A 13,152-nucleotide genomic window follows, 5' to 3' on the forward strand; every position below is an offset into this window, starting at 1 on the left:
GAGGCGCTCAACCGGTGGTTCACCGCCTCGGCGCACCTCGGGCGCCCGGTGGTGACGCTCAAGCTGGCCGCCACCCTGGACGGCCGCGTGGCCGCCGCCGACGGCACGAGCCAGTGGATCACCGGCCCCGACGCCCGCCGGGACGTGCACCGCCAGCGCGCGCAGGCCGGGGCGGTGGTGGTGGGCACGGGCACCGCGCTCGCCGACGACCCCCGGCTCACCGTGCGTCTGCCCGAGGGCGAGCAGGTGGACCGCCAGCCGCTGCGCGTGGTGGTGGGCACTCGGCAGCTCCCCGCACCGGCCCGGGTGCTCGACGACGCCGCCGAGACCCTGCTGCTCGCGACCCACGACCCCGCCGAGGTGCTCGCGGCCCTCCGCGAGCGCGGCGTGCACCACGTCTGGCTGGAGGGCGGCCCCACCCTGGGTGCGGCCTTCCTGCGCGCCGGGCTGGTGGACCGCCTCGTGACCTACCTGGCCCCCGCACTGCTGGGTGCGGGCGCCCCGCTCGTGGCCGAACTCGGCATCGGCACCGTCGAGGAGGCCCTGCGCTGGCATCTGGAGGACGTGGCCCGCCTGGGCGACGACGTCCGCCTCACCCTGACCCCCACCGACCCGAACCCGACCGAAGGAGACGCCTGATGTTCACCGGCATCATCGAGGAGATCGGCCGCGTCGAGGCCGTCGAACCGGCGGGCGACGACATCCGCCTGCGGGTGTCCGGCGCCGTGGTCACCAGCGACGCGGGGCACGGCGACTCCATCGCGGTGAACGGTGTGTGCCTCACCGTGGTGGAGCTGGGCGGCGGGTCGGGCGGGCCCGACGGCGCGCCCGGCTGGTTCACCGCCGACGTCATGCCCGAGACCCTCACCCACAGCTCGCTCGGAGCCCTGGAGGTGGGCAGCCCGGTCAACCTGGAGCGCGCGGTGCGGGCCGGGGGACGGCTGGGTGGCCACATCGTGCAGGGGCACGTGGACGGTGTGGGCGAGGTGCTGGCCCGCACCCCGGGCGACCGCTGGGAGGTGGTGCGCGTGGGCGTGCCGGCCGAGCTGGCGCGCTACGTGGTGCACAAGGGGTCGGTGACGCTCGACGGCGTCTCGCTCACGGTGAGCGACCTGTCCGATGCCGGGGCGTCCGCCCCCTGGCTGGAGGTCAGCCTCATCCCCGAGACCCTCACCCGCACCACGCTGGGCGACGCGCCCGTGGGCACCACCGTGAACGTGGAGGTGGACGTGGTGGCCAAGTACGTCGAGAAGATGGTGGGAGCCACGCGATGACCCGGGACCAGACCCTCACCCCCCAGCTGGCCGCCGCCCTGGAGGCCCTGCGCGCCGGCCGCCCCGTGCTGGTGCTGGACGACGAGGATCGCGAGAACGAGGGCGACGTCATCCTCGCCGCCGAGCGGCTGACCCCGGAGTGGATGGCGTGGACCGTCCGCCACTCCTCGGGCTACGTGTGCGCCCCGATGACGGCCGCGCGCGCCGACGCCCTCGAGCTGCCGCTCATGGTGCGCGACAACGCCGACCCCTTCCGCACCGCGTACACCGTCACCGTGGACGCCGCCGAGGGCGTGACCACCGGCATCAGCGCCACGGACCGCACCCGCACCCTGCACGTCCTGGCTGATGCCGGGAGCACGGCCGCCGACCTCGTCCGCCCCGGGCACGTGGTGCCGCTGCGCGCCCGGGACGGTGGGGTCCTGGAGCGGGCCGGCCACACCGAGGCCGCGGTGGACCTGTGCCGCCTGGCCGGGCTGGAGCCGGTGGGCGTCATCGCCGAGCTGGTGCACGACGACGGCACGATGATGCGCTCCGAGGCCGTGCGCGCCCTGGCCGCCGAGCACGACCTGCCGGTGCTCACCATCGAGGCCCTGGCCGCCTGGCGCGCCGTGCACGACCGCCTGGACGCCGTGGCCACCGCGCAGCTGCCCACCGCCCACGGCGACTTCACCGTGCACGCCCTCACCGACCGCCTCACCGGGGTGGAGCACCTGGCCCTGGTGGCCCCCGGCCCGCTGCGCGACCCCGCCGCCCCGGTGCCGGTGCGCGCCCACAGCGAGTGCCTCACCGGCGACGCGCTCGGCTCGCTGCGCTGCGACTGCGGCGCCCAGCTGGCCGACGCCCTGGCCGACACGCAGGCCCGCGGCGGCGTGGTGCTGTACCTGCGCGGCCACGAGGGGCGCGGCATCGGGCTGGCGGCCAAGATCGCGGCCTACGCCCAGCAGGACGCCGGCGCCGACACGGTGGACGCCCAGCACGCCCTGGGCCTGCCGGTGGACGCCCGCGACTACGGCGTGGCCGCGGCGATGCTCGCCCACCTGGGCATCGACCGCATCGAGCTGACCACCAACAACCCGGCCAAGGTGGAGGCCCTGCGGGAGCTCGGCGTGGACGTGGTCGCCACCCGTCCCAGCGTGGTGGGCGTGACGCCCCAGAACCTGCCCTACCTGCGCACCAAGCGCGACCGCATGGGCCACACCCTGCCGGCCGATCTGACCCCGGGGACCGCCGCCGGGTGAGGCATGCCACGCTGCCGGGGGTGGACCCCGCCCCGCCGGCAGGCCACGGTGGACAGCAGGACCCCCGCCGGCCCCCATCGCCCCCCCCTTGAACCCGAGGAGACACCCATGAGTGGACACGGTTCCCCCACCGAGGCCATCGCCGACCGCCTGCGCCGCGAGCTGGCCGCCGACCGCGAGGACGGCGCCCTGCCGCTGCGCGTGGCCGTGGTGGCCGCCAGCTGGCACGAGGAGGTCATGGGCGGCCTGCTCGAGGGCAGCCGTCGGGCGCTGGCCGACCTGGGCATCACCCCGCTGGAGATCCGCGTGCCGGGCACCTTCGAACTGCCGGTGGCCGCGGCCCGCCTGGCCCCGCACCACGACGCGGTGGTGGCCCTGGGCGTGGTCATCCGCGGCGGCACCCCGCACTTCGACTACGTCTGCCAGGCCGCCACCACGGGCCTCACCGACGTGGCCGTGCGCACCGCCACCCCGGTGGGCTTCGGCGTGCTCACCTGCGACGACGAGCAGCAGGCCCTGGACCGCGCCGGCCTGGAGGGCTCGAGCGAGGACAAGGGCGCCGAGGCCGCGCTGGCCTGCGTGGACACCGCCGCCACGCTGCGCCGCGCCCGCGCCCAGCGCTGACCCGCGCCCGTAGACTCCGGCCCCATGGGTAAGGCATCTCGTCGCAAGAACCGCGACGTCAAGGGACCGAAGCAGATTCCGGCGCCGTTCGAGGCCCGTCCGTTCAAGGGGCTGCCGAACGAGACCGAGTGGGTGGCCATGCGGGAGATCCTCCCGGCGGCCACGGCGACCATCCGCGTGAAGGTCCCCGCCGTCGAGGCGCCCGAGGGCACTCCGGCGCCGGCGTGGTCCTCGCTGGAGGTCGGCTCCGAGCACGAGGTCACGCTGGCCACCGTGCTGCCGCTGGCGTGGCCGGGCCTGAACCGCGGCGAGGGCGACGTGCTCTCCGCGCTGCAGACCGGTTCCTCCACCGGTGACGCGAGCCGCGACATCGCCCAGGCGATCCTCACCTCGCTGGCCAACGAGCCGGGCCAGCCCACCGTGGGTCTGCCGCAGGCCATGGCGCACACGCCCCGCCTGCAGGACGTGCTCGTGAGCGACACGATGACCGCCGAGCTGCACGAGAGCTTCGACTTCTGGCTCACCGGCAAGGAGGACGCCCTCGACGAGGCCGGCCAGCTCTCCATGGAGCGCGCCAACGAGGCCATCGTGCCCACCCAGCGTCTCGATGCCGTGGAGTCGGCCTTCTGGTGCCTCATGGGCGACCGGGCCTACGTGCGCTGGCTGCTGCCGCACGACGAGGACGCGGCCACCACCGCCCTGGCCCGCCTCAAGGCGGCCGGCGAGCACACCCTCGGCGGGCAGTCCACGCTGCTGGGTGCCTTCCGCGGTGCGGGCCTGCTGGTGCCGGTGTTCGAGGTGGACCCGGCCGCCGACCCCCAGTCCTGGAACGCCCCGCTGGGCGAGCTGGCCGCGCGCCTGGAGGCCCGCCTGGGCGACGACGCGCCGCTGACGCACGACGAGCGCCGGGCCCGGGAGGGCTTCTCGAGCCGGCAGGTCACCATCCGCTGACCTGCGCCGACGCGCAGGACGGCCCCACCACGCATCGTCGTGGTGGGGCCGTCCGCGTGTCGGGCGGTGTCAGGCGCCGCTCAGGCGGAGAACTCGCAGAAGCTCTCGTAGTGGTCGTCGGTCCAGTACCAGTGCTCCGGTGCGGTGTCGGGGCTGGTGGGGGTGGTGTCCCCGCCGGTGACGATGCGGCGGGCGCCGCGGTCGTCCTCACCGGGCGTGGGCACGGTGTACTCCGCGTAGTAGCCGGAGGACTCGTCCGGCAGCAGGCCCTCGCGGTTGCCGAAGGTGCTGCCGTCCTTGCCGGGGTACTCGAACTCCCCGCCGTCGGTGATGGTCTCGATGACGTCGCGTGCCTCGGCGGTCAGCTCGCCCTCGACGCACCGGGGCAGGCCGCTCGCGCCCGGGGCCCCGGCGGTGCTGCTGGCCGGTCCCCGCGGCCGCGGGTCGGCCGAGCTGGACCCGTCCGACCCGGTGGCCGGGGGAGGCTTCGGGTGGCCGTCCTCGCCCGATCCACCTCCGTCACCGGACCGGCCGAACAGCCCACCACCGCCCCAGACGACGGCAGCGGCCATGGCCAGCAGGAAGACCAACCGCAGCAGCAGCCGCGAGCGCCCGCGTCCCCGCGGCGCGCCGTGGCTCACCCCGCCCGGCCCGATGCGGGGGCTCACGCCTCGTCCTCCTCGATCTGGCGGGCCACGGTGTCGCTGGCCACCAGCACGGCGAGACGCGCCCGCCCTATGTCGTCCACCACATCGAGCAGCAGCTGCAGCAGAGTGCCCAGCCCGTCGTCCTCGAGCCCCAGCCCCTCGGCGGGCGTCCAGACCAGCAGGGTCCCGGCCCCTCCCTCGGCGCGGTCGGGCAGGTCGCGCAGCGTGTCGGCCAGCGCGTCCAGGTTGGTGGCGGCGTTGCCGGGCAGGTCGAGGCTCTCGGCCAGGCCGGCCTGCAGGGTGCGCACGGAGCTGCCGTCGGGGCTCGCGCCCAGCGCCACCGCCCAGTCGGCGATGCGGGCGCCGGCGGCAGCCTCCTCGGCCTCGGCCAGGGGCACCACGGCCAGGGGTTCGTCGGACTCGAGGAAGGCGGCCACGGGGAAGCGGGGGGTGCTCATGCCCCCATGGTGCCCGGACGCACCGACATCCCGGCGCACCTGCTGCGGCGGGGCCACCTGCGTATCCTGTGCGGGTGCCAGAGCCCGTCCAGAGTTCCCTGCTGATCGCCGCCGTCGTGTGCGCGGTGCTCGCCCTGCTCGTCGGACTGTGGCTGGCCGTGCAGGTCAGCTCGCTGCGCCGGCACCGCTTCATCTCGGCCCGTGTGCTGGCCGGCGCCACTGACGGCGGGGGCTCCCAGCGCCGGTCGATGTCGAGCCGCCAGGGCCAGGCGCGCCGCTACACCGCGCCGGCCGTGCGCACCGGAGTGGACTCCGTGACCCTGAAGCGCGCCCTGGACCGCGCCGCTTCCCGCCAGGAGAAGTCCCTGTCCGCCATGCGTGCCGAGGTGGAGCGCCTCAAGGGCGAGGTGAAGAGGGTCAGCGAGGGCTTCGGCAAGGTGCAGCAGCAGGCGTCCACGGACACGCAGTCCATCAAGCGGGTGCACAGCGACGCCACGCAGAACCTGCAGCGCATGACCACCTCCGTGGAGGCCATGGAGAAGCGCGTGGACGGCAAGGTCTCGGACCTGGACGAGCGCGTGGGGCGCACCGTGGCCGAGGTGCACGAGCGCCTGGCCGAGCTGTCCGCCGAGGTGGAGCAGCTGGAGGCCCGCCGCGCCGCCCTCGGCGAGGAGCAGAACGCCGACCGGTCCCGCCTGGACACGCTCGACCGCGGCCTGGGGGGCGTGGCCGACATCGTGGACCAGCTGGAGCGCACCACCTCCGAGCACGGCACGCGCGTGACCGCCGTGGACGAGCGCCTGGGGGCCCTCGGCGGCTCGATGGAGGAGCACGGCGCGCGCGTGGAGCGCCTCGAGGGGGGTGCCAGCCAGATCACCGAGCGCACCGAGGGTCTCGACCAGGCCCTGCGACAGCTCTCGGGCAACGCCGACAATCTCGACCAGCGCCTCAAGCGCCTCGAGCACTCCACCACCTCCGCCCTCACCGAGGTGGCCCTGGTGCGCTACGACGCCTTCGGCGACATGGGGGGCCGCATGTCCTTCTCGGTGGCGCTGCTCGACGGCGTGGGCGACGGCCTGGTCATCACCAGCCTCAACGGCCGTGCCCACTCGCAGACCTACGCCAAGTCGGTCACCGAGGGCCGCGGCACCACCGCGCTCACCGACGAGGAGGCGCAGGCCGTGGCCGCCGCCCGCGGGCTGGAGGCGGAGTCGCCGGCCACCGAGGCGGTGCGGCCGCTGCGTCAGGCCCGCCGCTGACACCGAGACCCGCTGACGGGGAGACCCGGAGGCGTGGCCGGGGCGGGAGCAGGCGGGGGCACTGCCGGGAGGGGGCGCGCCCTCAGCCGCCGAGCAGCCATCCCTCCGCGTGGTCCGAGCGCGTGCTGCGCCAGGAGGTGGCGCCCTTGCCGCGCACCCGCACGATGAGCGCCCCGGGGAGGATCCGCCCGGCGATGCGGGTCACGTGCCCGATGCCGTCGCCGTCCAGCTGGGCGCGGGTGGGCTCGCCCAGCTCCACGTCGATGGTGCTGCTCTGCCAGTAGCCGGCGTTCTCCCCGCCCAGGCGCCCCCGCGTGGCCACCGCGGCCACCACGCCGGCCCAGCCGGTGACGCCGCGCGGGGAGACCACGAAGGTGTCCAGCTGCCCGTCGTCGATGCGGGCCTCCGGCAGCACGGCCACCCCGCCCTGCAGCTTGCCCACGTTGCCGAACACCACGCTGCGCACCTTGGCGGACACGGGCTCGGAGTCGTCCACGCGGAACCGGGCGGGCACGGGCTTGTCGCCACCGTGGCGCACCGCGGAGGCCAGGTAGGCCAGCCAGCCCATGCGCTTCTTCACGTCGTCGTCGGTGGTCTCCATGACGTCGGCGTCCATGCCCACGCCGGCCATCACCAGGAAGACGTCCTCGTGCACCCCGCCGTCGGTGTCCCACCAGCGCACCTGCCCCACGTCGATGCGGCGCTCGTCGCCGGTGAGCGCGATGCGCAGGGCCTGCCGGCGGGAGAGGAAGGGCAGGTCCAGGTTGCGCACCAGCAGGTTGCCGGTGCCGCCGGGCACCAGGCCCAGGGGCACCTCGGTGCCCACCAGCTGGCTGGCCACGGTGCGCACGGTGCCGTCGCCGCCGATGGGCACGACGAGGTCGCAGCCGGCCTCGAGCAGCTCGCGGGCCTGGCCGGCGCCGGGGTCCTCCTCGGTGGTCTCGCGCCACAGCGGGGCGTCCCAGCCGAGGATGTGGCAGACGGTGTCGGCCTCCTCACGCACGGCCCGGAGGTCGTCGAACTTGATCGGGTTGATGACGAACCCGACGCGGCGTCGGCCGGTGCCGTCGCGCCCGGCGGGGGTGGACGGTTCCGTGGGGGTGGGGGTCCTGCTCACGGTGACCTCCTGGTGCGTCGGGTGCGCTGCTCGCGGGTGCCCACGGTACGCCGTGGCGGTCTCGTAGTCTTGGGATCGTGATCGACATCCGAGAGCTCCGCGAGAACCCCGACGTCGTGCGCGCCAGCCAGCGCACCCGAGGTGAGGACGAGTCCGTGGTGGACCGCGTCCTGGAGGTGGAGGCGCGATCCCGCTCCAAGCAGGCCGAGTTCGAGGCGCTGCGGGCCGAGCAGAAGGTCTTCGGCAAGCAGATCGCCCAGGCGCCCGCGGAGCAGAAGGCCGAGCTGGCCGCGCAGGGCAAGGAGATGGCCGCCCGCGTGAAGGCCCTGGAGGCCGAGGCGAACGAGCTGGCCGCCGAGGCCCAGCGCCTGCTGCGCAGCATCGGCAACATCGTCAAGCCGCAGGTGCCCGCCGGCGGCGAGGACGACTTCGACACCCTGCAGACCGTCGGCACCCCGCGCGACTTCGCCGCGGAGGGCTTCGAGCCCCGCGACCACCTCGAGCTCGGCGAGCTGCTCGGCGCCATCGACATGGAGCGCGGCGCCAAGGTCTCCGGTGCGCGCTTCTACTTCCTCACCGGCATCGGGGCGCGCCTCGAGATCGCCATGATGAACATGGCCCTCGACCTGGCGCTGAAGCACGGCTTCACGCCGATGATCACCCCCACCCTGGTGAACACCGACGTCATGGCCGGCGCGGGCTTCATCGACGCCCACGAAGACGAGGTCTACCGCCTGCGCGACGACGACCAGTACCTCACCGGCACCTCCGAGGTGGCCCTGGCCGGCTACCACGCCGACGAGATCCTCGACCTCTCGGGCGGCGCGCGCCGCTACGCCGGCTGGTCCACCTGCTACCGCCGCGAGGCCGGCAGCCACGGCAAGGACACCCGCGGCATCATCCGCGTGCACCAGTTCAACAAGCTGGAGATGTTCGTCTACTGCACCGCCGAGGAGGCCGAGGCCGAGCACGAGAGGCTGCTGGCCCTGGAGCAGGAGATGCTGGGCGCGATGGAGCTGCCCTACCGCGTCATCGACGTGGCCGCCGGTGACCTGGGCGGCCCGGCCGCGCGCAAGTTCGACTGCGAGGCGTGGGTGCCCACCCAGGGCACCTACCGGGAGCTCACGTCCACCTCCAACTGCACCACCTTCCAGGCGCGGCGCCTGCGCACCCGCGAGCGGGTGGCGGGGGGCAAGGGCACGCAGGTGGTGGCCACCCTCAACGGCACGCTGGCCACCACGCGCTGGCTCGTGGCCATCCTGGAGAACCACCAGCAGGCCGACGGCTCCGTGCGGGTGCCGGCCGCGATGCAGCCCTACCTGGGGGGCCTCGAGGTCCTCGAGCCGATCGCCCGATGACCGGCGCCGCGGCGGACCTGCCGGAGGTGGGGCGGGCCAGCCGCCCGCAGATGGTGTGCCTGGACCTGGACGGCACCACCATCGACTACTCCAGCGTGCTGCACCCCCCGGTACGCGATGCCGTGCGTGCCACCTCGGCGGCCGGGCACACCGTGGTCGTCGCCACCGGGCGCACCCTGCGGGCCACCCTGCCGTTGGCCCGTGAGCTGGGGCTGCGCGACGCCTACCTGGTGTGCTCCAACGGGGCGGTGCTGCTGCGCATCGACCCGGCGGCCGACGAGGGCTACGAGCTGCTGGAGGTGGTCACCTTCGACCCCGCGCCGGCGCTGGAGCTGCTGCGCCAGCACCTGCCGGGGGCCTACGTGGCCGCCGAGGTCATCGGGGTGGGGCACCGCATCATCGAGGGCTTCCCCGAGGAGGCGCTGCAGGGCGAGTTGACCCTGGCCACCTGGGAGGAGCTGGGCTCCGAGCCGGTGACGCGCCTGACCTTCCACGACCCGGGCAGCACCGAGGAGGAGTTCCTCGAGGCGCTCGACCGCATCGGCCTGCACGGGGTCAACTGGTCGGTGGGCTACACGGCGTGGCTGGACCTCACGCCCGAGGGCGTGTCCAAGGCGTCCGGGCTGGAGCAGGTGCGCCGCGCGCTGGGTGTGGAGCCGTGCGACACCGTGGCCGTGGGCGACCAGCGCAACGACCTGGAGATGCTCGACTGGGCGGCCCGCGGCGTGGCGATGGGGCAGGCCCCCGACGAGGTGAAGGCCGCCGCTGACGAGGTGACCGGCACCGTCGAGGAGCACGGCCTGGCACAACTGCTGCGCACCCTGGAGGGCGTGGAGGCCGCGCTGCCGGTGGTGGCGCGGCAGACCCCGGACGCGGCGACGGAGCACGACGCCTCGGCCACCCCGGGGCCCGTCTGATGACCGCACCGCTGCACATCACGAGCCCGGCCAACCCGCGCGTCAAGGCGCTGCGCGACCTGCGCCGCCGCCGTGTGCGCGAGCAGACCGGCAGCACCCTGCTGGAGGGTTTCGAGGAGCTGGAGCTGGCCCTGGAGGCCGGCGTGCGGCCCCGCGAGCTGTACCTGTGCGACGAGCTCATGGCCGACCCGGCCGCCCAGCGGCACGTGGTGGACACCGCCGCCGAGCGGGGCGCCGGCATCGTGACCCTGAGCCGGGCGGTGTTCGAGAAGGCCGCCTACCGGGAGGGGCCGGACGGCTTCCTGGCCGTGGTGCCCACCCCCGGCGTGGCCCTGGCCGACCTGCCGGAGCCCGAGGGTCCCGCGCTGTACCTGGTGGCCGAGGGGCTGGAGAAGCCCGGCAACCTGGGCGCCATCCTGCGTACCGCCGACGCGGCGGGGGTGCACGCCGTCATCGCCGCCGACCCGGTGACCGACTGGGGCAACCCCAACGTGGTGCGCGGCTCCAAGGGCACCGTGTTCTCCGTGCCGGTGGCCACTGCGCCGACCGCGGAGGTGCTGGACTTCCTGCGCGCGCGGGGCGTGGAGCTGCTCGCGGCCACCCCGCACACCGAGCGTCTGCACACCGACGTGGACTGCACCGGCCCGGTGGCCGTGGCCGTGGGCGCCGAGAAGACGGGCCTGACGGACGCGGCGATGGACGCCGGTGTGCGCGTGCGCATCCCGATGGTGGGGCGCGCCAACTCGCTCAACGTCGCCACGAGCGCGGCCATCGTGCTCTTCGAGGTGGTGCGCCAGCGCGGCGCGTGACCAACCCCCGGGGCGATGTGGGGTGCGCCACTGCCGCGTGGCACCATGTCGCCATGCGCATCGACCACGTCGCCTTCGCCGCCGGCCCCGAGGGCCTGGACGCCACCGCCGCCCGTCTGGGTGAGGCGCTCGGCATCGAGGTCGTCGACGGCGGGCACCACCCGCGCTTCGGCACCCGCAACATGGTGCTGCCGCTGACCGGTGGCCGCTTCCTCGAGGTGGTCGAGCCGCTGCAGCACCCGGTGACCGACAAGGTGCCCTTCGGCCAGGCCGTGAAGGCCCGCAGCGAGGCCGGCGGTGGCTGGCTCGGCTGGGTGGTGGCCATGGACGACCTCGCCCCGGTGGAGGAGCGCCTCGGTCGCGACTCGGTGATGGGCAACCGCCACCGCCCCGACGGCACGGAGCTCACCTGGCGCCAGATCGGCGTGAAGGGGCTCATCGCCGACCCGCAGCTGCCCTTCTTCCTGCGCTGGGACGAGGGCCAGCTGCACCCCTCCGAGCGCGGCGCCTCCGACGTGCGCCTGGCCCGCCTGCAGCTGGCGGGCGACCCCGACCGGGTGCGCGAGTGGCTGGGTCTCTCCGGTGTGCCGGGCGTGGACCGTGACGACTGGGAGCCGGACGTGGAGTTCGACTTCGTGGCCCCGCACGGCACCCCGGGCCTGATGTCGGTGACCTTCGAGACGGCCAACGGGCCCGTGACCATCTGAGCCGACCCGCACCCGGCACTCGACTGGGCAGACCGTGCAGACCCCCGACGTGGACGGACACGAGACCGTGGTGCCGGGGGCCGTCCCGCCCCGGGGCGGCGGGCGCCGCACCTGGTGGTTGGTCGGCCTGGTGGCTCTGGGGCTGCTGCTCGCCTTCTCCGTCGTCGCGCTCGTCTGCGCGCTGCTCGACCTGGCCGACGGCGGGTGGCGCCCGGTGGGTGACGCGGTGCTGGTGCTGTCGGTGGCGGCGGTCGTCGGGGGGCACGGTCCTCTGGGCGGTGGGCGTGATCTCCCGGGCGGAGCCGCCGGCGGAGGACGAGGACGGCGATGGCCTGTGACGCTAGCCCGCTGACCCCTCGCGACGTCCTGCTGGAGTTCCTGCGGACGTTCGTGCGCGAGCGGCACCTGGCCGAGGAGATAGACATCCTCCGCGTCCGCCTCGACGAGCTGGCGGACTGCCTGCAGGTCGTCTACACGCGGCACGGACTGACCGGGGTGTACGGCTACTCGGAGTGTGGTCTGACCAACGTGATCCCCCGAACGGTCACTGACCCAGGGCGGGCGCCCTTGGACGCTGCTGCTGTCGTGCATGGTCGGATGCGTGACCTCGCGTCGGACATCTGCACCGTGCTGCAGGAGGCGCCGGGTTTCGAGGCCCCCGCCACGGGGATCGGGTGGAGTGGACCGGGGCCGCACCGCGAGTGCGTGACCGTGCCCCTGGCCAGGCTCTGAGGCCCCCGCTCAGACGGCGCTGCCGGTACCCAACGAGATGCGGTGGCTGCCGGCCAGCACACCGGCCAGCGGCACCAGCGAGAGCAGCGCCGCGGCGGGGGCCACCACCCACCCGGCCACCACCGGCACCAGCACGATGGCGTGGTAGGCCGCCACCAGCATCACGTTCTGACCCACCACGGCGCCGGTGTGCCGGGTGAGGCTCACCGCATCGGCGATGGCGGCCATCTCCGGGCGCACGGTCTCCACCTGGGCGAGCTCCCGGTTGTGCGCGTCCGACCAGGTGGAGGCGATCACCAGGTCGGCCTGCTCGGCCGCCGGGTCGGGGGTGTCGCGGGTCAGCAGCGCCACCCGGTGGCCCTCGTCGAGCATCTCGGCCACCAGGGCCACGCGGCCGGCGTCGTCGAGCCCGCCGGTCACCTCCGAGGCGTGCACGCCCACCCGGTCGGCCATGCGGCGGGCGACGGCGGCCGGCTCGGAGCACATGAGGTGGGGCACCACGTCGGCGCGCAGCAGGCGCTGCACCTCGTCGGCGGCCCCGGGGCGCAGGCGGTCGCGGAAGCGCAGCATCGCGGTGGGGCGCCCACCCCAGCCCACGTAGGTCACCAGCGCGTCGTCGTCGGGCTCCGGGCGCAGGGTGGGCGGCACGGCCTCGAACGCGTCCTCGGCGCCCACCGTCACCTCCATGTCCTTGATGAGCGCCGAGAGGCGGCCACCGGCCACGCTCTGCCCGCTCACGGCGCGCGGGGTCATGTTCCGGGCACGGGCGGCGCTGGCCAGGGCGCGGGGGATGGGGCCGTCCACGTCCTGCGCCACGGAGACCGCGGCCAGCAGGGCGGCGTCGGGGTCCAGGCCCTTCATGGGCAGCACCTCCACCAGGCGCGGGTGGCCGGTGGCGATGGCCGAGGACGGGTCCACCAGGGCCAGGTCGATGTCGCGGGCCGAGCGCAGCGGGCGGGTGCCCTTCATGCGCAGGCCCAGCAGGGCGCCGCGGAGGCGGCTGGCCCCCAAGGCGCTGGTGACGGCCACGAGGGCGGCGGCGGGGCTGGCGGCCAGCA

16 protein-coding genes are annotated in these 13,152 nt (G+C 74.8%); 12 read left to right on the top strand and 4 right to left on the bottom strand.

The features are described from left to right. The 5 genes from HMPREF3099_RS01550 to HMPREF3099_RS01570 all read left to right on the top strand — a co-directional run. A partial coding sequence (locus HMPREF3099_RS01550; protein WP_141761923.1) for a RibD family protein occupies positions 1 to 639 on the top strand: 639 nt, incomplete at its 5' end. Beyond that, positions 639 to 1,274: a riboflavin synthase gene (locus tag HMPREF3099_RS01555; protein ID WP_070703448.1), complete on the top strand. Its 636-nt coding sequence runs from the start codon at positions 639 to 641 to the stop codon at positions 1,272 to 1,274. The genes HMPREF3099_RS01550 and HMPREF3099_RS01555, both read left to right, overlap by 1 nt. Then, a complete protein-coding gene (gene ribB / locus HMPREF3099_RS01560; RefSeq protein ID WP_070703449.1) occupies positions 1,271 to 2,515 on the top strand; it encodes a 3,4-dihydroxy-2-butanone-4-phosphate synthase in 1,245 nt (414 codons plus the stop codon). Before HMPREF3099_RS01555 ends, ribB begins: the two co-directional genes overlap by 4 nt. Positions 2,516 to 2,623: 108 nt before the next feature. Then, the gene (gene ribH / locus HMPREF3099_RS01565) at positions 2,624 to 3,139 is read left to right on the top strand and encodes a 6,7-dimethyl-8-ribityllumazine synthase (RefSeq protein WP_070703450.1); all 516 of its coding nucleotides are present in this window, start codon (positions 2,624 to 2,626) and stop codon (positions 3,137 to 3,139) included. Between the two features lie 24 nt (positions 3,140 to 3,163). Beyond that, positions 3,164 to 4,090, top strand: coding sequence for a DUF5926 family protein (locus HMPREF3099_RS01570; RefSeq protein WP_070703451.1), 927 nt, complete (start codon positions 3,164 to 3,166; stop codon positions 4,088 to 4,090). Between the two features lie 80 nt (positions 4,091 to 4,170). Here HMPREF3099_RS01570 and HMPREF3099_RS13220 read toward each other — a convergent pair whose 3' ends face one another. Both HMPREF3099_RS13220 and HMPREF3099_RS01580 read right to left on the bottom strand, forming a co-directional pair. Then, positions 4,171 to 4,758 (bottom strand): guanyl-specific ribonuclease, encoded by a 588-nt coding sequence (locus HMPREF3099_RS13220; protein ID WP_237769695.1) that lies wholly within the window; start codon positions 4,756 to 4,758, stop codon positions 4,171 to 4,173. Continuing rightward, positions 4,755 to 5,195 carry a barstar family protein gene (locus HMPREF3099_RS01580; protein ID WP_141494810.1) on the bottom strand — a complete coding sequence of 147 codons (441 nt, stop codon included), beginning with the start codon at positions 5,193 to 5,195 and terminating at the stop codon, positions 4,755 to 4,757. The genes HMPREF3099_RS13220 and HMPREF3099_RS01580 overlap by 4 nt, the downstream gene beginning before the upstream one ends. 74 nt (positions 5,196 to 5,269) lie before the next feature. Between HMPREF3099_RS01580 and HMPREF3099_RS13330 the strand changes: the two genes are divergently transcribed. Then, positions 5,270 to 6,454, top strand: a complete 1,185-nt coding sequence (locus HMPREF3099_RS13330; RefSeq protein WP_070703453.1) for a DUF4446 family protein — start codon at positions 5,270 to 5,272, stop codon at positions 6,452 to 6,454. An 82-nt stretch (positions 6,455 to 6,536) separates the two neighbouring features. Here HMPREF3099_RS13330 and HMPREF3099_RS01590 read toward each other — a convergent pair whose 3' ends face one another. Continuing rightward, positions 6,537 to 7,571, bottom strand: a complete 1,035-nt coding sequence (locus HMPREF3099_RS01590) for a diacylglycerol/lipid kinase family protein (protein ID WP_083323393.1) — start codon at positions 7,569 to 7,571, stop codon at positions 6,537 to 6,539. A 77-nt stretch (positions 7,572 to 7,648) separates the two neighbouring features. Here HMPREF3099_RS01590 and serS point away from each other — a divergent pair, with 77 nt between their 5' ends. From serS to HMPREF3099_RS01615, 6 genes are read left to right on the top strand one after another with little or no spacing between them, the layout of a single operon-like run. After that, complete coding sequence (serS, locus tag HMPREF3099_RS01595) at positions 7,649 to 8,929, top strand: serine--tRNA ligase (RefSeq protein WP_070703454.1); 1,281 nt, start codon at positions 7,649 to 7,651, stop codon at positions 8,927 to 8,929. Then, positions 8,926 to 9,846, top strand: a complete 921-nt coding sequence (locus HMPREF3099_RS01600) for an HAD family hydrolase (protein WP_083323394.1) — start codon at positions 8,926 to 8,928, stop codon at positions 9,844 to 9,846. Before serS ends, HMPREF3099_RS01600 begins: the two co-directional genes overlap by 4 nt. Continuing rightward, positions 9,846 to 10,655 carry an RNA methyltransferase gene (locus HMPREF3099_RS01605; protein WP_070703455.1) on the top strand — a complete coding sequence of 270 codons (810 nt, stop codon included), beginning with the start codon at positions 9,846 to 9,848 and terminating at the stop codon, positions 10,653 to 10,655. Before HMPREF3099_RS01600 ends, HMPREF3099_RS01605 begins: the two co-directional genes overlap by 1 nt. 53 nt (positions 10,656 to 10,708) lie before the next feature. Continuing rightward, positions 10,709 to 11,362, top strand: a complete 654-nt coding sequence (locus HMPREF3099_RS01610; RefSeq protein ID WP_070703456.1) for a VOC family protein — start codon at positions 10,709 to 10,711, stop codon at positions 11,360 to 11,362. Between the two features lie 34 nt (positions 11,363 to 11,396). After that, positions 11,397 to 11,714, top strand: a complete 318-nt coding sequence (locus tag HMPREF3099_RS12235; protein WP_141761924.1) for a hypothetical protein — start codon at positions 11,397 to 11,399, stop codon at positions 11,712 to 11,714. Beyond that, the gene (locus HMPREF3099_RS01615) at positions 11,690 to 12,094 is read left to right on the top strand and encodes a hypothetical protein (protein ID WP_070703457.1); all 405 of its coding nucleotides are present in this window, start codon (positions 11,690 to 11,692) and stop codon (positions 12,092 to 12,094) included. The genes HMPREF3099_RS12235 and HMPREF3099_RS01615 overlap by 25 nt, the downstream gene beginning before the upstream one ends. Positions 12,095 to 12,103: 9 nt before the next feature. Here HMPREF3099_RS01615 and HMPREF3099_RS12660 read toward each other — a convergent pair. After that, positions 12,104 to 13,152, bottom strand: a 1,049-nt coding sequence (locus HMPREF3099_RS12660; protein ID WP_168168409.1) for an HAD family hydrolase, incomplete at its 5' end; no start/stop codon positions are given.

This window comes from Kytococcus sp. HMSC28H12, from assembly GCF_001816045.1.
GTDB lineage: Bacteria > Actinomycetota > Actinomycetes > Actinomycetales > Dermatophilaceae > Kytococcus > Kytococcus schroeteri.